The sequence below is a fragment of the Pseudomonas sp. SWRI51 genome (genome assembly GCF_014268825.1).
Taxonomy (GTDB): domain Bacteria; phylum Pseudomonadota; class Gammaproteobacteria; order Pseudomonadales; family Pseudomonadaceae; genus Aquipseudomonas; species Aquipseudomonas farsensis.
Window position 1 is genome coordinate 16,903 of record NZ_JABWRG010000003.1, and the last position, 20,268, is coordinate 37,170.

Genomic DNA, 20,268 nt, shown 5'->3' on the forward strand with positions numbered 1-20,268 from the left:
TGCAGCAACCGCCCCGCATCATGGGTGCGCAGATGCACAAGGCAGCGGATTCGCAGAATTTTAACGCCCGTCACAAGCGGGTGGAATGGTTGAAAAACTTTCCAAGAGGATTTTGAAATGGCAGCAATTACTGCAGCGCTGGTCAAAGAACTGCGCGAGCGTACTGGCGAAGGCATGATGGATTGCAAAAAGGCCCTGGAAAAGGCCGACGGCGACATCGAAAAAGCCATTGACGACATGCGCGCCTCGGGCGCCATCAAGGCCGCCAAAAAGGCTGGCAACGTCGCTGCCGAAGGCGCTATCGCCATCAAGGCCGACGACAAGTCTGCCGTGCTGGTCGAAGTCAACTCGCAGACCGACTTCCTGGCCCTGCAAGACGACTTCAAGACCTTCGTCGCTGAAAGCGTCGAGCAAGCCTTCGCCGATAAGCTGACCGATGCCGCTCCGCTGATCGCTTCCCGTGAAGCTGCTCGCGAAGCCCTGGTTGCCAAGGTTGGCGAAAACGTCAACATTCGCCGCCTGGTGCGCGTTGAAGGTGACGTTGTCGGCACCTACCTGCACGGCAACAAGATCGGCGTTGCTGTCGTTCTGAAAGGCGGTGATGTTCAGCTGGCCAAAGAAATCGCCATGCACGTTGCAGCTTCGAACCCGGAATTCCTGGATGCATCGGAAATCTCCGCCGAAGCCATCGAGCGCGAGAAAGCCGTCTTCCTGCAGCTGAACGCTGACAAGATCGCTGGCAAGCCAGAAAACATCGTTGAGAACATGATCAACGGCCGTATCACCAAGTTCAAAGCCGAAGCGTCGCTCAAAGAGCAAGCCTTCGTCATGAACCCGGAGATCAAAGTCGGCGAACTGGCCAAGAAAGCCGGTGCCGAAATCGTTTCCTTCACCTACTTCAAAGTAGGCGAAGGCATCGAGAAGCCGGTCGACAACTTCGCTGAAGAAGTTGCTGCCCAGCTGGCTGCTGCCAAGCAGTAAGACAGCCCCGTCTGTCGCCCCAAAGAGGCTGCCCGCTCACGCGCGCAGCCTCTTTGTCAAAACGAGCAACGGTTTATAAGCCCGTTGCTCGCTGGCACTGAAGCAGTGCCACGCTACAGTTAGCAGGCTGCAAACAGCCCGCACGAATTTTCTACAGTACGCCGCAGGAGAGACTCGCAATGGCTCAGCAGGTGAGTGGTCGCCAACCTCGCTATAAACGCATTTTGCTCAAACTTAGCGGCGAGGCCCTGATGGGCTCGGAAGACTTCGGGATCGACCCGAAGGTGCTCGATCGCATGGCCCTGGAAGTCGGCCAGTTGGTTGGTATCGGTGTCCAGGTTGGCCTGGTGATCGGTGGTGGCAACCTGTTCCGCGGTGCAGCGCTCAGCGCAGCCGGCATGGACCGTGTTACCGGTGACCACATGGGCATGCTGGCCACGGTGATGAACGCCCTGGCCATGCGCGACGCCCTGGAGCGCTCGAACATCCCGGCGCTGGTCATGTCGGCCATTTCCATGGTCGGTGTCACCGATCATTACGATCGCCGCAAAGCTATTCGTCACCTCAACTCCGGTGATGTGGTAATTTTCTCCGCCGGTACCGGCAACCCGTTCTTCACCACCGACTCCGCAGCCTGCCTGCGCGCCATCGAAATCGATGCTGACGTGGTGCTGAAGGCGACCAAGGTCGATGGCGTGTACACTGCCGATCCATTCAAGGACCCGCATGCCGAGAAATTCGATCACCTCACCTACGACGAGGTGCTCGACCGCAAGCTCGGCGTCATGGACCTGACCGCAATCTGCCTGTGCCGCGACCACAAGATGCCATTGCGGGTATTCAACATGAACAAGCCTGGCGCCCTGCTGAACATCGTGGTGGGTGGCGCTGAAGGTACTCTGATCGAGGAAGGCCAAGCATGATCAACGACATCAAGAAAGACGCGCAGGAGCGCATGGGCAAGTCCATCGAGGCGCTGGGTCGCCACCTGGCTTCCATCCGCACCGGCCGTGCCCACCCAAGCATCCTGGACAGCGTCAAGGTCACGGCCTGGGGCAGCGAAATGCCGCTCAACCAGGTGGCTGCGATCAGCGTCGAAGACGCGCGCACCCTGAAGATCGTCGCCCACGACAAGAACCTCAGCGCCGCCATCGAGAAGGCCATCCTGACCTCGGACCTGGGCCTGAACCCGTCCAGCGCCGGCACCACCATCCGTGTGCCGATGCCTGCCCTGACCGAGGAAACCCGCAAGGGCTACACCAAGCAGGCCAGCGCTGTCGCCGAAGACGCCAAGGTCGCCGTGCGCAACGTGCGCCGTGACGCCCTGGCCGACCTCAAGAAGCTGACCAAGGACAAGGCCATCAGCGAAGACGAAGAACGTCGCGCTGCTGACGAGATCCAGAAGCTGACCGACAAGTTCGTCGCCGATGTCGACGCTGCGTTCAAAGCCAAGGAAAAGGACCTGTTGGCCGTCTAAGGTCGAGGTTTCTTAATGGAAAAGACCAAGCTGGCGGCACCGGGTTCGGTGCCGCGTCACGTCGCTATCATCATGGATGGCAACAACCGCTGGGCGAAGAAGCGTCTGCTGCCCGGCGTTGCCGGGCACAAGGCTGGCGTGGATGCCGTCCGTGCGGTGATCGAGGTGTGCGCCGAGGCGAAGGTCGAAGTGCTCACCCTGTTCGCCTTCTCCAGCGAGAACTGGCAGCGCCCCGCCGAAGAGGTCGGGGCGTTGATGGAGCTGTTCTTCACCGCTTTGCGCCGTGAGGCGCGGCGCTTGAACGACAACAACATTTCGCTGCGTATCATTGGCGACCGCTCGCGCTTTCACCCTGAATTGCAGGCGGCAATGCGCGAAGCCGAGGCGGCCACTGTTGGCAGCAACCGTTTCATTCTGCAGATCGCGGCCAATTATGGCGGCCAATGGGATATCGCCCAGGCTGCACAGCGGCTGGCGCGCGAGGTCCAGGCTGGGCATCTGCGCCCTGAGGACATCACCCCCGAGCTGCTGCAAACTTGCCTGGCAACCGGCGACCTGCCGCTGCCGGACCTGTGCATCCGTACCGGTGGTGAGCGGCGTATCAGCAATTTCCTGCTGTGGCAGCTGGCCTATGCCGAGCTGTACTTCTCCGACCTTTTCTGGCCGGACTTCAAACACGAGGCCATGCGCACCGCGCTGGCCGATTTCGCTTCGCGCCAGCGCCGCTTCGGTAAGACCAGCGAGCAGGTCGAGGCTGGAGCCCGTGCTTAATGCTTAAACAACGCATCATTACCGCGCTGATCCTGCTGCCGGTCGCCCTGTGCGGCTTCTTCCTGCTCAACGGCGGGGACTTCGCACTGTTCATCGGCCTGGTGGTGACGCTGGGTGCCTGGGAATGGGCGCGTCTGGCCGGGCTTGCAGCCCAGCCGCTGCGCATTGCCTACGCCGCTGTCGTCGCCGGTGGCCTGATGCTGCTGTACATCTTGCCGGAGCTTGCACCGTGGGTGCTGGGCGCCTCGGTGATCTGGTGGGCGCTGGCGACCTGGCTGGTGCTGACCTATCCACGCAGCAACGAAATGTGGGCCAGCGCCGCCTGTCGTCTGCTGATCGGCCTGCTGGTGCTGTTGCCGGCCTGGCAAGGGTTGGTGCTGCTCAAGCACTGGCCGCTGGGCAACTGGCTGATCCTCGCCGTCATGGTGCTGGTGTGGGCTGCCGATATCGGCGCGTATTTCTCCGGGCGTGCCTTCGGCAAGCGCAAGCTGGCACCGCAGGTCAGCCCCGGCAAGAGCTGGGAAGGTGTCTATGGCGGCATGGTGGTCAGCCTGCTGATTACCCTGGGCGTTGGCCTGAGCCGCGACTGGAGCATTGGCCAACTGCTGCTGGGCCTGTTGGGCGCGGTAGTGGTGGTGATGTCGTCGGTGGTCGGTGACCTGACCGAAAGCATGTTCAAGCGCCGCGAGGGCATCAAGGACAGCAGCAACCTGTTGCCGGGCCATGGCGGCGTGCTTGATCGCATCGACAGCCTGACCGCCGCCATCCCGATGTTCGCCGTGCTGCTGTGGGCTGCTGAATGGGGTGTGATGTGAGTCATCCGCAGCGCATTACCGTGCTGGGGGCCACCGGCTCCATCGGTTTGAGCACCTTGGATGTCATCGCCCGTCACCCGGACCGCTACCAGGTATTCGCGCTGAGCGGCTATTCGCGCGTCGATGAGTTGCTGGCCCTGTGCCTGCGCCATCGCCCGGCGTTTGCCGTGCTGCCCAGCAGCGAGGCTGCTGCGCGGCTGCGTGAAGGGCTGCGGGCTGCGGGCTGTGACACCGAAGTGCTGGAAGGCGAGGGTGGCTTGTGCCAGGTGGCGGCGGCCCCGGAAGTGGATGCGGTGATGGCGGCCATTGTCGGCGCAGCGGGTTTGCGCCCGACGCTGGCGGCGGTAGAAGCCGGCAAGAAGGTGCTGCTGGCCAACAAAGAGGCCCTGGTAATGTCCGGGGCGCTGTTCATGGACGCGGTGCGCCGCAGTGGCGCGGTACTGCTGCCCATCGACAGCGAGCACAACGCGATTTTCCAGTGCATGCCCGGCGACTACGCCCGTGGCTTGAGTGCGGTCGGGGTGCGGCGCATCCTGCTGACGGCCTCAGGCGGCCCGTTCCGTGAAACGCCGGCTGCTGCGCTGCAGGATGTTACCCCCGAGCAGGCCTGCGCCCACCCCAATTGGTCGATGGGGCGCAAGATTTCCGTCGATTCGGCGAGCATGATGAACAAGGGCCTTGAGTTGATCGAGGCCTGCTGGCTGTTCGATGCAGCGCCGAGCCAGGTAGAAGTGGTGGTGCACCCGCAGAGCGTGATCCACTCGCTGGTCGATTACATCGACGGTTCGGTGCTCGCTCAGTTGGGTAACCCGGACATGCGCACCCCCATTGCCAATGCCTTGGCCTGGCCTGAGCGCATTGACTCGGGCGTTGCCCCGCTGGACCTGTTCAGCATCGCCCGTCTGGATTTCCAGGCCCCCGACGAACAGCGCTTCCCTTGCCTGCGCCTGGCGCGTCAGGCTGCCGAGGCCGGCAACAGTGCACCAGCGGTGCTCAATGCCGCCAATGAAGTGGCGGTCGACGCCTTCTTGCAGCGGCGCATTCGCTTCCCCGAGATCGCGAGTATGATCGAGCAGGTACTGGAGCAAGAGCCTGTGCTGCCTGTTGCCACGCTCGATGCCGTATTCGCTGCCGACCAACGTGCCCGGGAGCTTTCCCGCGAGTGGCTGCGGCGCCACGGCCGCTGACCGCCAGCACGCCACCGGAGAACTGACATGTCTGCGCTTTACATGATTATTGGCACCCTGGTGGCACTGGGCGTGCTGGTCACGTTCCACGAGTTTGGCCACTTCTGGGTGGCGCGCCGTTGTGGCGTGAAGGTATTGCGCTTCTCGGTAGGCTTCGGCACGCCGCTGCTGCGCTGGCACGACCGCCACGGCACCGAGTTCGTGGTCGCGGCAATTCCGTTGGGCGGCTACGTCAAGATGCTCGACGAGCGCGAAGGCGACGTGCCGGCGGCGCTGGCCGGGCAGTCGTTCAACCGCAAATCGGTCCGCCAGCGTATCGCCATCGTCGCGGCGGGGCCCATTGCCAACTTCCTGCTGGCCATCCTGTTCTTCTGGTTGATCGCCATGTTGGGCACCCAGCAGGTGCGCCCGGTCATCGGCACGGTCGAGTCGGGCAGCCTGGCGGCGAGCGCAGGCCTGGTTGCCGGGCAGGAAATCGTCGCCATTGACGGCAAACCGACCAACGGCTGGTCGGCGGTCAATCTGCAACTGGTACGCCGGCTGGGTGAAAGCGGCACCCTGCGCGTCAATGTGCTGGATGAAGGCGCAACCACGCCGCGCCAGTACGACATTGCACTCAATGCCTGGCTCAAGGGCGCCGACGAGCCTGACCCGATTACCTCGCTGGGCCTGCGCCCATGGCGCCCTGCGGTGCTCCCGGTGCTGGCCGAGATTGACCCGCAAGGGCCGGCGGCTGCGGCCGGGCTCAAGAGCGGTGACACCTTGCTCGCCCTGGATGGCTCGGCGCTGTCCGACTGGCAGCAAGTGGTCGATGCGGTCCGAGCGCGCCCTGACAGCAAGGTCAGCCTGCGTATCGAGCGTGATGGCGCCCAGTTGGATGTGCCGGTAACCCTGGCTCGCAAGGGCGAGGGCAAGGCTGCCGGGGGTTACCTGGGAGCAGGCGTGAAAGCCGGCCAGTGGCCAGCGCCGATGCTGCGCGAGGTCAGCTACGGTCCGCTCGATGCGGTAGGGGAGGCCTTCTCGCGTACCTGGAACATGAGCGTGCTCACCGTTGAATCGCTGAAGAAAATGCTCTTCGGTGAGCTCTCGGTAAAAAACTTGAGCGGACCGATAACCATTGCTAAAGTGGCGGGCGCTTCAGCCCAGTCGGGTATCGGGGATTTCCTGAATTTCCTGGCCTATCTGAGCATAAGCCTAGGGGTTCTGAATTTGCTGCCCATCCCGGTACTGGATGGCGGCCATTTGCTGTTTTACCTGATCGAGTGGGCCCGAGGTCGTCCGCTATCGGATCGGGTACAAGGTTGGGGGGTCCAGATCGGTATCAGTTTGGTCGTAGGGGTGATGTTGCTCGCCCTGATCAACGATCTGGGTCGACTATAAAAGCTTCGCTCATTCGCGAAACCCGCCACGTTGTCTGCGGCGGGTTGTTTATTGCCAGTTGGAATAAAAGGACTTCATGAAACGTCTGCTGCTAACTGCGGTCCTCTCCGCACTGATGATCGCTGAAGTTCACGCCGAGTCCTTCACCATCTCCGATATCCGCGTCAACGGCCTGCAGCGGGTTTCCGCCGGCAGCGTGTTCGGCGCATTGCCGCTGAACGTGGGTGACCAGGTCGATGATCGACGTCTGGTCGACTCCACCCGTTCGCTGTTCAAGACCGGCTTCTTCCAGGACATCCAGCTGAATCGCGACGGCAATGTCCTGATCATCAACGTGGTCGAGCGTCCGTCGGTTGCCAGTATCGATATCGAAGGCAACAAGGCGATCAGCACCGAAGACCTGATGAAAGGCCTGAAACAGTCGGGCCTGGCCGAAGGTGAGATCTTCCAGCGGGCAACCCTGGAAGGCGTGCGTAACGAGCTGCAGCGCCAGTACGTGGCCCAAGGCCGCTACTCGGCCGAGGTGGACGCTGAAGTCGTCCCGCAGCCACGCAACCGTGTTGGCCTGAAAATCAAAATCAACGAAGGCACTGTCGCTGCCATCCAGCACATCAATATCGTCGGCAACACCGTGTTCGACGACGACGAGCTGGCCCAGCTGTTCGAGCTGAAAACCACCAACTGGCTGTCGTTCTTCAAGAACGACGACAAGTACGCCCGCGAAAAACTCTCCGGTGACCTCGAGCGCCTGCGCTCGTACTACCTGGACCGCGGCTATATCAACATGGATATCGCCTCTACCCAGGTTTCGATCACCCCGGACAAAAAACACGTCTACATCACGGTCAACGTCAACGAAGGCGAAAAATACACCGTGCGTGACGTCAAGCTCTCCGGCGACCTGAAAGTGCCGGAAGACCAGGTCAAGTCTTTGCTGCTGGTGCAGCCGGGCCAGGTGTTCTCGCGCAAGGTGATGACCACTACCTCCGACCTGATCACCCGTCGCCTGGGTAACGAAGGCTATACCTTCGCCAACGTCAACGGCGTGCCACAGCCGCACGACGAAGATCACACCGTAGATATCATGTTCGTGGTCGACCCGGGCAAGCGTGCCTACGTCAACCGCATCAACTATCGCGGCAACACCAAGACCGAAGACGAAGTACTGCGCCGTGAAATGCGTCAGATGGAAGGCGGCTGGGCTTCGACTTACCTGATCGACCAGTCCAAGACCCGCCTCGAGCGCCTGGGCTTCTTCAAGGAAGTCAACGTCGAGACCCCGCCGGTGCCAGGCACCGACGACCAGGTCGACGTCAACTACGCGGTCGAAGAACAAGCGTCCGGTTCCATCACCGCCAGCGTCGGTTTCGCCCAGAGCGCCGGCCTGATCCTCGGTGGTTCGATCAGCCAGAGCAACTTCCTCGGTACCGGTAACAAGGTGTCCATCGGCCTGACCCGTTCGGAATACCAGACCCGCTACAACTTCGGCTTCGTTGACCCCTACTTCACCGACGATGGTGTGAGCCTGGGCTATAACGCCTTCTACCGCAGCACCGACTACGACGACCTCGATGTCGACGTGGCCAGCTACGCTGTAGACAGCCTGGGTGCAGGTGTAAGCCTTGGCTACCCGATCAGCGAGACTTCGCGCCTGACCTACGGCCTGACCGTGCAGCAGGATGACATCAAGACTGGCCGCTATACCGTCGATGAGATCTTCAAGTTCCTGAAAGACGAGGGCGACAGCTTCCTCAACGTCAAGGCCTCGGTCGGCTGGTCCGAATCGACCTTGAACAAAGGTGTGCTGGCGACCCGTGGTCACTCGCAAAGCCTGACGCTTGAAACCACCGTGCCGGGCAGCGACCTGTCGTTCTACAAGCTCGACTACCGTGCGCAGATGTTCAAGCCGATCAACAACGACTACACCCTGCGCCTGCACACCGAAATGGGCTACGGTGACGGTTTTGGCTCTACCTCGGGTCTGCCGTTCTACGAGAACTACTACGCCGGTGGCTTCAACTCGGTACGTGGCTTCAAGGACAGCACCCTCGGCCCGCGCAGTACGCCGAGCACTGGCAAAAACCCCGGTACCGAGCGCGACCCGGACCAGGATCCATTGCCGTTCGGTGGCAACGTGCTGGTCCAAGGTGGTGTTGAACTGCTGTTCCCGCTGCCGTTCGTCAAGGATCAGCGCTCGCTGCGCACCTCCGTGTTCTGGGATGTGGGTAACGTGTTCGACACCAATTGCGGCTCCAAGCCTGATTGCTCGAAGGTCGGTTTCAGCGACATGGCAAGCTCCGTCGGTCTGGGTGTGACCTGGATCACTGCGCTGGGCCCGCTGAGCTTCAGCCTGGCGATGCCGATCAAGAAGCCGCAAGAAGCCGAAACCCAGGTCTTCCAATTCTCTCTGGGGCAGACCTTCTAAGGTCGCCCCTTACAACGACAACGGTTTATCCAGGAGTGCATCGTGCGTAAGTTGACCCAAATGGCCCTCGTGGCTGCGGCGCTGGTCGCCACCCCGGCTTTCGCCGAAATGAAGGTAGCCGTGCTGAACTATCAGATGGCACTGCTCGAATCTGACGCTGCCAAGAAGTACGCCGTTGACGCCGAGAAGAAATTCGGCCCGCAACTGACCAAGCTCAAGGGCCTGGAAAGCAGCGCCAAAGGTATCCAGGACCGCCTGATCAAAGGCGGCGACAAGATGCCTCAGCCTGAGCGCGAGCGTCTGGAGCTTGAGTTCAAGCAAAAAGCCCGTGACTTCCAGTTCCAGTCCAAAGAGCTGAACGAAGCCAAGGCCGTTGCTGACCGTGACATGCTCAAGCAGCTCAAGCCCAAGCTGGACGGCGCAGTGGAAGAAGTCATCAAGAAAGGCGGCTTTGACCTGGTGCTTGAGCGCGGTGCGGTCATCGATGTCAAACCTCAGTACGACATCACCCGCCAAGTCATCGAGCGCATGAACCAAGCCCGTTGATATGACCGTGACCATGACGCTTGGCCAGCTGGCCGAGGCCCTCGGGGCGCAGCTCAAAGGCTCCGAGGCATTGCTGATTACCGGGCTGGCTACCTTGCAGGAAGCCGGCGCCGGTCAGTTGAGCTTTTTGGCCAACAAGCAGTACCGCAAGTTCCTCGATGACACCCAGGCCGCAGCCGTACTGCTCAAGGCCGAGGACGCCGAGGGCTTTGCCGGTAATGCGCTGATCGTTGCCGACCCGTACCTTGCCTACGCACGCATTTCGCACCTGTTCGACCCTAAACCCAAGGCTGTGGCGGGAGTTCATCCCAGCGCCGTGGTGCATGAGGACGCTCAGGTCGATGCCAGCGCCAGTATCGGCCCGTTCGCGGTGATCGAAAGCGGCGCGCAGATTGGCGCCAACGTGACGGTCGGCGCGCATTGTTTCATCGGTGCGCGTTGTGTGATCGGCGAGGGTGGCTGGCTGGCTCCGCGGGTCACGCTGTATCACGACGTGACCATCGGCAAGCGTGTGGTGATCCAATCCGGTGCTGTGATCGGTGGTGAGGGCTTCGGCTTTGCCAACGAGAAGGGCGTCTGGCAGAAGATCGCGCAGATTGGCGGCGTGACCCTCGGGGACGACGTCGAAATCGGCGTCAACACCGCAGTCGACCGCGGTGCGCTCTCTGACACGCGCATCGGCAATGGCGTCAAGCTCGACAATCAGATCCAGATCGCCCACAACGTGCAGGTCGGTGACCACACGGCGATGGCGGCCTGCGTCGGTATTTCCGGCAGCACCAGGATCGGCAAGCACTGCATGATTGCAGGCGGTGTCGGCATGGTTGGCCACATTGATGTCTGCGACAACGTATTCGTATCCGGCATGACCATGGTCACCCGTTCGATCACCGAACCGGGCGGCTATTCTTCCGGCACGGCCATGCAGCCTTTGGCCGATTGGCGCAAGAGCGCTGCGCGTATTCGCCAGCTGGACGAGATGTCCAAACGCCTCAACCAGTTGGAAAAACGCGTCGACACCGTGACCTCAGGTGGCCAGCCGACATCAGAAGGCTGATACCATTTCCTGAGCAAGAGAACAGTCGCTAGCTGGCTCCTCTTTGGATTTGCAAAAGGAGCGTAAGGTCAGCACCTGCGCTCCCTATTCTTATTACAGGCTTCCCCCCCGAAATGATGGACATCAACGAGATTCGCGAATACCTGCCTCACCGTTACCCGTTCCTGTTGGTGGACCGCGTGACGGAGTTGGACTACGAGGCCCAGAGCATTCGTGCCTACAAGAATGTCAGCATCAACGAGCCATTCTTCAATGGCCACTTCCCGGCGCATCCGATCATGCCGGGCGTGCTGATCATCGAGGCGATGGCCCAGGCGGCCGGTATTCTCGGATTCAAGATGCTCGACGCAAAACCTGCGGACGGCACGCTGTATTATTTCGTCGGCTCCGACAAGCTGCGCTTCCGCCAGCCGGTGCTGCCGGGCGACCAGTTGGTGCTCGAAGCCAAGTTCCTCAGCCGCAAGAGCATGATCTGGAAGTTCGAGTGCCGTGCGCTGGTTGACGGCAAGCCGGTCTGCTCGGCGCAGATCACCTGCGCGGAACGCTCCCTATGAATTCGATTGACCCTAGGGCGATCATCGATCCTTCAGCCAAGCTGGCCGAAGGCGTCGAGGTCGGCCCGTGGTCGATCGTAGGCCCCGATGTCGAAATCGGGGAGGGCACCGTTATTGGCCCGCACGTCGTGCTCAAGGGCCCGACGCGCATTGGCAAGCACAACCGCATCTATCAGTTCAGCTCGATTGGCGAAGACACCCCTGACCTGAAGTACAAGGGTGAAGCGACGCGGCTGGTGATCGGCGACCACAATGTGATCCGCGAAGGTGTGACCATTCACCGTGGCACGGTTCAGGATCGCTCCGAAACCACGCTCGGTGATCACAACCTGATCATGGCCTATGCCCACATCGGCCATGACAGCGTGATCGGCAACCACTGCATCCTGGTCAACAACACCGCCCTTGCCGGGCATGTGCACGTTGGCGACTGGGCGATTCTGTCCGGCTACACGCTGGTGCATCAGTATTGCCACATCGGCGCCCACGCCTTCTCCGGCATGGGCACGGCCATCGGCAAGGACGTCCCGGCGTTCGTGACCGTGTTCGGCAGCCCTGCAGAAGCGCGCAGCATGAACTTCGAAGGCATGCGCCGCCGAGGCTTCAGCGATGAAGTCATTCACGACCTGCGCCGCGCTTACAAGATCGTCTATCGCCAGGGCCTGACCGTCGAGGAGGCCATGAAGGAACTCGACGAGCTGTGCATCCAGCATCCGGAAGTGGAACTGTTCCGTCAGTCGATCAAGAATTCCGCTCGCGGCATCACCCGCTGATATGGCGCAACTCTGCGTAGCGCTGGTGGCTGGCGAGGCCAGCGGCGATATCCTCGGTTCCGGCCTGATGCGTGCCATCAAGGCGCGACACCCCGATGTGCGTTTTATCGGGGTTGGCGGGCCGTTGATGGAAGCCGAGGGCATGATCTCCTACTTCCCCATGGAACGCCTGGCGGTGATGGGCCTGGTCGAGGTGCTTGGCCGCCTGCGTGAGCTGCTCAAGCGCCGCGAGCTGTTGATCGACACCTTGATCGCTGAGCAGCCAGATGTCTTCATCGGCATCGATGCCCCTGATTTCAACCTCAATATCGAACTCAAGCTGCGTCAGGCCGGGATCAAGACCGTGCACTACGTAAGCCCGTCGGTTTGGGCCTGGCGGCAGAAACGCGTGCTGAAAATTCGTCAGGGTTGCGATTTGATGCTGACCCTGCTGCCATTCGAGGCGCGCTTCTACGAAGAGAAGGGCGTGCCGGTGCGTTTTGTCGGCCACCCGCTGGCTGACACCATCCCCCTTGAAGCTGATCGCGCCGCTGCCCGCGCCGAACTTGGCCTGGCTGCTGGCCCGGTGATCGCGTTGATGCCGGGCAGCCGAGGTGGTGAAGTTGGCCGCCTGGGTGCGCTGTTCCTCGATGCAGCCCAGCGCCTGTGCGAACTGGTGCCCGGTGCGCGCTTCGTACTGCCTTGCGCCAATGCTACGCGACGTGCCCAAATCGAGCAGATGCTCGAAGGCCGCAACCTGCCGCTGACCTTGCTCGACGGCCAGTCGCACGTGGCCCTGGCGGCCTGCGATGCGGTGCTGATTGCCTCGGGCACCGCCACGCTTGAAGCCATGCTGTACAAGCGGCCGATGGTGGTGGCCTACCGCCTGGCGCCGCTGACTTACTGGATACTCAAGCGCATGGTCAAGAGCCCTTACGTGTCGCTGCCCAACCTGCTGGCCCAACGTATGTTGGTGCCTGAGCTGTTGCAGGATGCCGCCACCAGCGAAGCCTTGGCCCAGACCTTGGCGCCATTGCTGGCTAATGGTGCGCAGCAGACCGACAGCTTCGATCAGATTCACCGCACCCTGCGCCGTGACGCCTCCAATCAGGCGGCTGATGCGGTGCTGGCCCTGTTGAAGGACCGCTGACATGCAGATGGGACTGGATTTCACCCTGGTCGAAGAGTTGGTTGCCGGCGTCGATGAGGTGGGCCGCGGCCCGCTGTGCGGGGCGGTGGTGACGGCTGCGGTGATTCTCGATCCGCGCCGGCCAATCCTTGGCTTGAACGACTCGAAAAAGCTCACCGAAGCGCGCCGTGAGGCGCTGTTCGACGAAATCTGCGAAAAAGCCCTGAGTTTTTGCATTGCCCGCGCCGAGGTCGATGAGATTGACCGCCTCAATATTCTGCAGGCCACCATGCTCGCCATGCAGCGCGCGGTCGAAGGGCTGCATGTCACGCCAAAACTGGCGCTGATCGATGGCAATCGCTGCCCCAAGCTGGCGGTGCCTTCGGCGCCGGTGATCAAGGGCGATTCGCAGGTGCCTGCTATTGCTGCGGCTTCTATCCTGGCCAAGGTAACCCGTGATCGCGAGATGAGCGCGTTCGAGCTGATCTACCCCGGTTATGGCATGGGTGGGCACAAGGGTTACCCGACGCCTGTACACCTGGAAGCCTTGGCGCGACTTGGCCCGACGCCGATTCACCGGCGCTCGTTTGCCCCGGTGCGGGCGGCATGGGAAGCCCGCGAAGGGCTGTCTGACGCGCTGATCTGAATGTGCTGAAGCCCATCGCGGGGCAAGCCTGCTCCCACGCTGGTGTGGGAGGTTCTGGGTTCAGTGTAAGCCTGTTTCGGCCTCATCGCAGGCTGTCGCCAGCTCCCACAGAGACCGCGCACAGCCGCACCATTGAGGCCTGGCCCAGACTTGTGGGAGCGGGCTCAGGCCCTGGCAGGCTGTCGCCAGTTCCTAACCAGACCGCGCACAGCTGCACCATTGAGGTCTGGCCCAGATCTTGTGGGAGCGGGCTTGCCCCGCGATGAGGCCCTGGCAGGCTTGGCCACTTGTCCCGCTTGCCCGGCGATGCGCTGAAACCCCCCTCCTTTTAAGCTACAATCCCGCCCTTGTCGTTCAGCGCTGCTACAGGATCTTCAATGCCGGTCTCCTTCGTTCACCTTCGCGTGCACTCCGAATTCTCCCTGGTCGATGGCCTGGTGCGGATCAAGCCGCTGGCCAAGGCCTTGGCCGGGATGAACATGCCGGCGGTGGCGATCACCGACCAGAGCAACATGTGCTCGCTGGTGAAGTTCTACAAGACCGCCATGGGGGCCGGCATCAAGCCGATCTGCGGCGCCGACCTGTGGCTGGCGGGCACCGACCCGGAAACCCCGCTTTCGCGTATCTGCTTCCTGGCCATGAACCCCCAGGGCTACCGCAACCTCACCGAGCTCATCTCGCGCGGCTGGACCGAAGGCCAGCGCAACGGCCTGGTAGTAATCCAGCGTGATTGGGTAGCGCCAGCGAGCGAGGGCCTGATTGCGCTTTCGGCGGGCAAGGAAGGCGATATTGGCGCCGCGCTGATGGCCGGCCGCCAGGCTGACGCCGAACTGCTGCTGGCCGACTGGCTGCGCATGTTCCCCGACCGCTTCTATGTCGAGGTGCAACGCACCAACCGCGCCGGTGACGAAGAATACGTGCACGCCGCCGTCGCGCTGGCCGACAAGCTTGGCGCACCGCTGGTGGCCACCAACGATGTGCGTTTCATCAAGCAGACCGACTTTGACGCGCACGAAACCCGCGTCTGCATCGGTGAGGGCTGGACCCTGGATGACCCGCGGCGCCCGCGCGGTTACAGCGACCAGCAGTACCTCAAGTCGGCCGAGGAAATGGCCGACTTGTTCAGTGACCTGCCCGATGCCATCGCCAACACCGTCGAAATCGCCAAGCGCTGCAACATCACCGTGCAGTTGGGCAAGTATTTCCTTCCCGACTTCCCTACGCCCAACGGCATGGGCATCGACGATTATCTGCGCCATGTCTCCCATGAAGGCCTGGAAGAGCGCCTGGCGGTGCTGTGGCCGAAGGAAACCACGCCCAACTACGAAGAAAAGCGCCAGGTCTACCTTGACCGGCTGAAGTTCGAGCTGGACATCATCATCCAGATGGGCTTCCCCGGTTACTTCCTGATCGTTATGGACTTCATCAAGTGGGCCAAGAACAACGACGTGCCGGTCGGCCCTGGCCGGGGGTCGGGTGCGGGCTCGCTGGTGGCCTACGTGTTGAAGATCACCGACCTCGACCCACTGGCCTACGACCTGCTGTTCGAACGTTTCCTCAACCCGGAACGGGTATCGATGCCCGACTTCGACGTCGACTTCTGCATGGATGGCCGCGACCGGGTCATCGACTATGTGGCCGAGACTTACGGGCGTAATGCGGTCAGCCAGATCATCACCTTCGGCACCATGGCCGCCAAGGCGGTGGTGCGTGACGTGGCACGGGTGCAGGGCAAGTCCTACGGCCTGGCCGACCGACTGTCGAAGATGATCCCGTTCGAAGTGGGCATGACCCTGGAGAAGGCCTACGAGCAAGAAGAGATCCTGCGCGACTTCCTCAAAAGCGACGAGGACGGCCGCGAGATCTGGGACATGGCGCTCAAGCTCGAAGGCGTCACCCGCGGCACCGGTAAACACGCAGGTGGCGTGGTTATCGCGCCCACCAAACTCACCGATTTCTCGCCGATTGCCTGTGATGAAGAGGGCGGCGGCCTGGTTACCCAGTTCGACAAAGACGACGTCGAGGCCGCGGGCCTGGTCAAGTTCGACTTCCTTGGCCTGAGGACGCTGACCATCATCAAGTGGGCGATGGAGACCATCAACCGCGAGCGCGCGAAGGTCGACTTGCCCGACCTGGTCATCGACTTCATCCCGCTGGATGACCGCAAAACCTACGAGCTGCTGCAAAAAGCCGAAACCACGGCGGTGTTCCAGCTTGAATCGCGGGGCATGAAGGAGCTGATCAAGAAGCTCAAGCCCGACTGCCTCGAAGACCTCATCGCCCTGGTGGCGCTGTTCCGCCCCGGCCCGCTGCAATCGGGCATGGTGGACGACTTCATCAACCGTAAGCACGGCCGCGCCGAGCTTGCCTACCCGCACGCCGACTACCAGTACGAAGGCCTCAAGCCGGTACTGGCGCCCACCTACGGCATCATCCTGTACCAGGAACAGGTGATGCAGATTGCCCAGGTGATGGCCGGCTATACCCTCGGCGGCGCCGACATGCTGCGCCGGGCCATGGGTAAGAAAAAGCCCGAAGAGATGGCCAAGCAGCGCGGTGGCTTCATCGAAGGTTGCGTGGCCAATAATATCGAGGCGGACCTTGCAGGTAACATCTTCGATCTGGTGGAGAAGTTCGCAGGTTACGGCTTCAACAAATCCCACTCCGCCGCCTATGGCCTGGTGTCCTACCAGACCGCCTGGCTGAAGACGCACTACCCGGCGCCGTTCATGGCTGCGGTGCTGTCGGCGGATATGCACAACACCGACAAGGTGGTGGTGCTGATCGAAGAAGTGCGCAGCATGAAGCTGCGCCTCGATGCCCCGGACGTGAATGCCTCCGAGTTCAAGTTCACCGTCAATGATGACGGCCGCATCATCTATGGCCTGGGCGCGATCAAGGGCGTGGGCGAGGGGCCGGTCGAGGCGATTGTCGAGGCACGCAGCCAGGGCGGGCCGTTCAAGGACCTGTTCGACTTCTGCGAGCGCGTCGACCTCAAGCGGGTCAACAAGCGCACCCTGGATGCACTGATCCGAAGCGGCGCACTGGATCGCCTCGGCCCGCATTTCCACGACGAGATCAAGGCCTACCAGGCAAACATCGACCGTAACCGTGCGGTATTGCTGTCGGCGCTCGAAGAGGCGATCAAAGCCGCCGAACAGACCGCCCGTACTGCCGACAGCGGCCACGTCGACCTGTTTGGCGGTTTGTTCGTCGAAGCAGACTCCGACGTTTATGCCAACCACCACAAGGTGCGCGAGCTGACGCTCAAAGAGCGCCTCAAAGGTGAGAAAGACACCCTCGGCCTGTACCTCACCGGCCACCCCATCGATGAGTACGAGACCGAGATCCGCCGTTTTGCCCGCCAGCGCATCATCGACCTCAAACCCGCGCGCGATACGCAAACCATCGCCGGGATGATCATTGCCCTGCGGGTGATGAAGAACAAGAAGGGCGACAAGATGGGCTTTGTCACCCTCGATGACCGCTCCGGGCGCATCGAAGCCTCGCTGTTTGCTGACTCGTTCATGGCCGCCCAGGCGCTGCTGCAGCCTGATGCCATGGTGGTGGTGGAGGGCGAGGTGAGCAATGACGACTTCTCCGGTGGCCTGCGCCTGCGCGTCAAGCAGGTGATGACCATGGAGGATGCGCGTACCAAGCTTGCCGAAAGCCTGCGCCTGAAAGTCGCCCATGATGCGCTCAAGGGCGACCGCCTGAAGTGGCTGGGCGAACTGATCACCCGCCACCGCGGTGGCTGCCCGATCACCTTGGAGTACACAGGTGCCGATGCCAAGGCGATGCTGCAGTTTGGCGAGCAATGGACCATCGACCCGGCTGATGGCCTTATCCAGGCTCTGCGTGACCAGTTCGGACGTGAGAACGTCTTCCTGCAATATCGTTGAAACGACACATTTTAATCTCGACCTTTATGCGCCTGATCCCTTAAGGTATGGCGCCAAACGGATCAACCGGCCGGCCGCCTGGCCGTAGACCCAAGACGGAAGCTTATGAACCCGAATTTCCTCGATTTCGAACAGCCGATTGCCGACCTGCAAGCCAAGATCGAAGAGCTGCGCCTGGTAGGCAACGACAACTCGCTGAACATCAGCGATGAAATTTCCCGTCTGCAAGAAAAGAGCAGCACCCTGACCGAAAGTATTTTCGGCAACCTGACCAGCTGGCAGATCGCTCGCCTGGCACGTCACCCGCGCCGTCCGTACACCCTCGACTACATCGAGCACGTGTTCGACGAGTTCGAAGAACTGCACGGCGACCGTCACTTCTCCGACGACGCCGCCATTGTTGGCGGTACCGCGCGCTTGAATGACAAGCCAGTGATGATCATCGGCCACCAGAAAGGCCGTGAAGTGCGTGAAAAGGTCCGTCGCAACTTCGGCATGCCACGCCCTGAGGGCTACCGCAAGGCGTGCCGCCTGATGGAAATGGCCGAGCGCTTCAAGATGCCGATCCTGACCTTCATCGACACCCCCGGCGCCTACCCAGGCATCGACGCCGAAGAGCGCAACCAGAGCGAGGCGATTGCCTGGAACCTGCGTGTCATGGCCCGCCTGAAAACCCCGATCATCGCCACTGTAATCGGTGAAGGTGGTTCTGGCGGCGCACTCGCCATCGGTGTCTGCGACCAGTTGAACATGCTGCAGTACTCCACCTACGCGGTGATCTCGCCAGAAGGCTGCGCCTCGATCCTGTGGAAGACTGCCGACAAGGCCGCTGACGCTGCCGAAGCCATGGGCATCACCGCCGAGCGCCTGAAGAGCCTGAACATCGTCGACAAGGTCATCCAGGAGCCGCTGGGCGGCGCCCACCGTGACCCGGCCAAAATGGCCAGCAACGTGCGCGCCGATCTGATCGAACAGCTGGACATGCTGGGCAAGCTTGACCACGAAACGCTGCTCAAGCGTCGTTATGACCGCTTGATGAGCTACGGTCTGTAATGTGCACGGGGGCGCCAAAAGCGCCCCCGGCTATTTCACTGCCCTGAGGCCCTGATGCTCAGCCTCACCCCTTGGCTTTCAGCCCCCGCCTGGTACATCGCCTTCTCTGGTGGCCTCGATTCCACCGTCTTGCTGCACCTGTTGGCCGACTACGCACGCCAGCATCCAACGCCCCCGCTGCGTGCCATTCACGTACACCACGGCCTGCAATCTGCCGCCGATGCCTGGCCCTGCCACTGCAAGGCGGTCTGCGCAGCCTTGGGCATCGAGCTTGACGTTATCCCTGTCACGGTCGCCTCCGGCGCCAGCGTCGAGCAGGCTGCCCGCGATGCGCGTTATGGCGCGTTCGAGAAGCTGTTGAGCCCCGGCGCGGTGCTGTTCACTGGCCAGCACCGCGACGATCAGGCCGAGACCTTGCTGTTTCGCCTGTTGCGTGGCGCCGGGCTGCGTGGGCTTTCGGCCATGCCCGAGGCGCGTGCGCTGGGGCAGGGCAGGGTGGTGCGCCCCTTGTTGAAACTGTCGCGCCAGCAGTTGCAGGCCTACGCCAATGCGCAGGGTTTGGCCTGGATCGAGGACCCGAGCAACGCAGATACGGCCATGGCGCGTAATTTCTTGCGCGGCGAGGTGCTGCCGCTGCTACACGGGCGCTGGCCTGCCGCTGCCAGCAACTTCGCCCGCAGCGCCGAGCACCTCGGTGAAGCGCTGGGCCTGCTCGATGAACTGGCCGCTGAGGACCTGGCGCAGGCCTGCGGCAAAGCGCCGCTCCCCTGGCTTGGGCTGGCCTCTCTAGACCTGGCAACCCTCAAGGCGTTGTCGCCTGCCCGCCAGCGCAACGCCTTGCAGTTCTGGCTGAGCCAGCGCACGCGGTTGCCAGACAGCCGCCACTGGGCAGGCTGGGAGGCGTTGCGCGATGCCGGCGCCGATGCCTGCCCTATCTGGCGGCTGGAAGGTGGTGAGGTGCAGCGCAGCAACGGGCGTATCTGGTGGCTGAGCGGGGCCTGGTTGCAGCCGGTCGGTGCCGGCCTGCCATGGCCAGACCCTTCGCAGGTGCTGGAGTTGCCCGGCAACGGCAGCGTTCGCCTGGAAGCCGGCGCAGCCCTTGCCGGCCTGCGCATTGCCTACCGGCACGGTGGCGAGGTCGTGCATATAGAGGGGCGCGGCCACCGCGACCTGAAGCGCCTGCTCAATGCGCTGCTCATCCCTCATTTCGTGCGTCCGCGCCTGCCGTTGCTATATTGCGGCGACCAGTTGCTGGCGGTAGCCAACGTTGCGTTGCGCACTGAGGCAAATTGCCAGCTTCATTGGCTTGCGCCGACCGACGTGCAAGGTTTGAGCTGAAGGGTACATTCCGGTAGACTACCCTCCCTTCTTGATACAACTTCTGTGGCTTCCTCGAAAACACAGCGGTTGCCGATTACCAAGCAGTTTTTTGCTGGGCTGATTCTTAAAATGACGAGCGAGCTCCATGCCGGGGATACCCCTGGTCTGTACAGACGCGACAGTTGTTCGAGATGCACTGTGATTGACGCAGGTGATCGGGGGCTTCGGCCTTCCTTCGCTTTCTCCGGCGGCCCATGCCGCCTTAACGCAGAC

At 62.0% G+C, this 20,268-nt stretch carries 17 protein-coding genes; all 17 read left to right on the plus strand.

Annotated elements, in window-relative coordinates; translation table 11 throughout:
* Nucleotides 1-117: 117 nt before the first annotated feature.
* The 17 genes from tsf (at nt 118) to tilS (ending at nt 20,013) form a co-directional block, all read left to right on the plus strand.
* On the plus strand, nt 118-981 hold the full coding sequence (tsf, locus tag HU720_RS01580) for a translation elongation factor Ts (protein WP_186516740.1): 864 nt from the start codon (nt 118-120) through the stop codon (nt 979-981).
* Between the two features lie 179 nt (nt 982-1,160).
* Complete coding sequence (gene pyrH / locus HU720_RS01585; RefSeq protein ID WP_056796398.1) at nt 1,161-1,904, plus strand: UMP kinase; 744 nt, start codon at nt 1,161-1,163, stop codon at nt 1,902-1,904.
* Nucleotides 1,901-2,458 carry a ribosome recycling factor gene (gene frr, locus HU720_RS01590; RefSeq protein WP_186516742.1) on the plus strand — a complete coding sequence of 186 codons (558 nt, stop codon included), beginning with the start codon at nt 1,901-1,903 and terminating at the stop codon, nt 2,456-2,458. The genes pyrH and frr overlap by 4 nt, the downstream gene beginning before the upstream one ends.
* 15 nt (nt 2,459-2,473) lie before the next feature.
* Nucleotides 2,474-3,229 carry a polyprenyl diphosphate synthase gene (uppS, locus tag HU720_RS01595; RefSeq protein ID WP_186516744.1) on the plus strand — a complete coding sequence of 252 codons (756 nt, stop codon included), beginning with the start codon at nt 2,474-2,476 and terminating at the stop codon, nt 3,227-3,229.
* On the plus strand, nt 3,229-4,044 hold the full coding sequence (locus HU720_RS01600; RefSeq protein WP_186516746.1) for a phosphatidate cytidylyltransferase: 816 nt from the start codon (nt 3,229-3,231) through the stop codon (nt 4,042-4,044). Before uppS ends, HU720_RS01600 begins: the two co-directional genes overlap by 1 nt.
* The gene (gene ispC, locus HU720_RS01605) at nt 4,041-5,231 is read left to right on the plus strand and encodes a 1-deoxy-D-xylulose-5-phosphate reductoisomerase (protein WP_186516749.1); all 1,191 of its coding nucleotides are present in this window, start codon (nt 4,041-4,043) and stop codon (nt 5,229-5,231) included. Before HU720_RS01600 ends, ispC begins: the two co-directional genes overlap by 4 nt.
* Before the next feature lie 27 nt (nt 5,232-5,258).
* Complete coding sequence (gene rseP, locus HU720_RS01610; protein WP_186516751.1) at nt 5,259-6,611, plus strand: RIP metalloprotease RseP; 1,353 nt, start codon at nt 5,259-5,261, stop codon at nt 6,609-6,611.
* Nucleotides 6,612-6,687: 76 nt separating this feature from the next.
* Nucleotides 6,688-9,036, plus strand: a complete 2,349-nt coding sequence (gene bamA / locus HU720_RS01615) for an outer membrane protein assembly factor BamA (protein WP_186516753.1) — start codon at nt 6,688-6,690, stop codon at nt 9,034-9,036.
* A gap of 42 nt (nt 9,037-9,078) precedes the next feature.
* Entirely contained in the window at nt 9,079-9,582 is a 504-nt protein-coding gene (locus tag HU720_RS01620) for an OmpH family outer membrane protein (RefSeq protein WP_186516755.1), read from the plus strand.
* 1 nt (nt 9,583) lies between these two features.
* Entirely contained in the window at nt 9,584-10,639 is a 1,056-nt protein-coding gene (lpxD, locus tag HU720_RS01625; protein ID WP_186516757.1) for a UDP-3-O-(3-hydroxymyristoyl)glucosamine N-acyltransferase, read from the plus strand.
* A gap of 113 nt (nt 10,640-10,752) precedes the next feature.
* Nucleotides 10,753-11,193, plus strand: a complete 441-nt coding sequence (fabZ, locus tag HU720_RS01630) for a 3-hydroxyacyl-ACP dehydratase FabZ (protein ID WP_186516759.1) — start codon at nt 10,753-10,755, stop codon at nt 11,191-11,193.
* A complete protein-coding gene (lpxA, locus tag HU720_RS01635) occupies nt 11,190-11,966 on the plus strand; it encodes an acyl-ACP--UDP-N-acetylglucosamine O-acyltransferase (protein ID WP_186516761.1) in 777 nt (258 codons plus the stop codon). Before fabZ ends, lpxA begins: the two co-directional genes overlap by 4 nt.
* Before the next feature lies 1 nt (nt 11,967).
* On the plus strand, nt 11,968-13,095 hold the full coding sequence (gene lpxB / locus HU720_RS01640) for a lipid-A-disaccharide synthase (RefSeq protein WP_186516763.1): 1,128 nt from the start codon (nt 11,968-11,970) through the stop codon (nt 13,093-13,095).
* 1 nt (nt 13,096) lies between these two features.
* Nucleotides 13,097-13,720: a ribonuclease HII gene (gene rnhB, locus HU720_RS01645; protein ID WP_186516765.1), complete on the plus strand. Its 624-nt coding sequence runs from the start codon at nt 13,097-13,099 to the stop codon at nt 13,718-13,720.
* Between the two features lie 377 nt (nt 13,721-14,097).
* Nucleotides 14,098-17,622: a DNA polymerase III subunit alpha gene (gene dnaE / locus HU720_RS01650; RefSeq protein ID WP_186516767.1), complete on the plus strand. Its 3,525-nt coding sequence runs from the start codon at nt 14,098-14,100 to the stop codon at nt 17,620-17,622.
* A 105-nt stretch (nt 17,623-17,727) separates the two neighbouring features.
* On the plus strand, nt 17,728-18,675 hold the full coding sequence (locus HU720_RS01655; protein WP_186516769.1) for an acetyl-CoA carboxylase carboxyltransferase subunit alpha: 948 nt from the start codon (nt 17,728-17,730) through the stop codon (nt 18,673-18,675).
* 54 nt (nt 18,676-18,729) lie between these two features.
* A complete protein-coding gene (gene tilS / locus HU720_RS01660; protein ID WP_186516771.1) occupies nt 18,730-20,013 on the plus strand; it encodes a tRNA lysidine(34) synthetase TilS in 1,284 nt (427 codons plus the stop codon).
* The last annotated feature ends 255 nt before the right edge of the window (nt 20,014-20,268 follow it).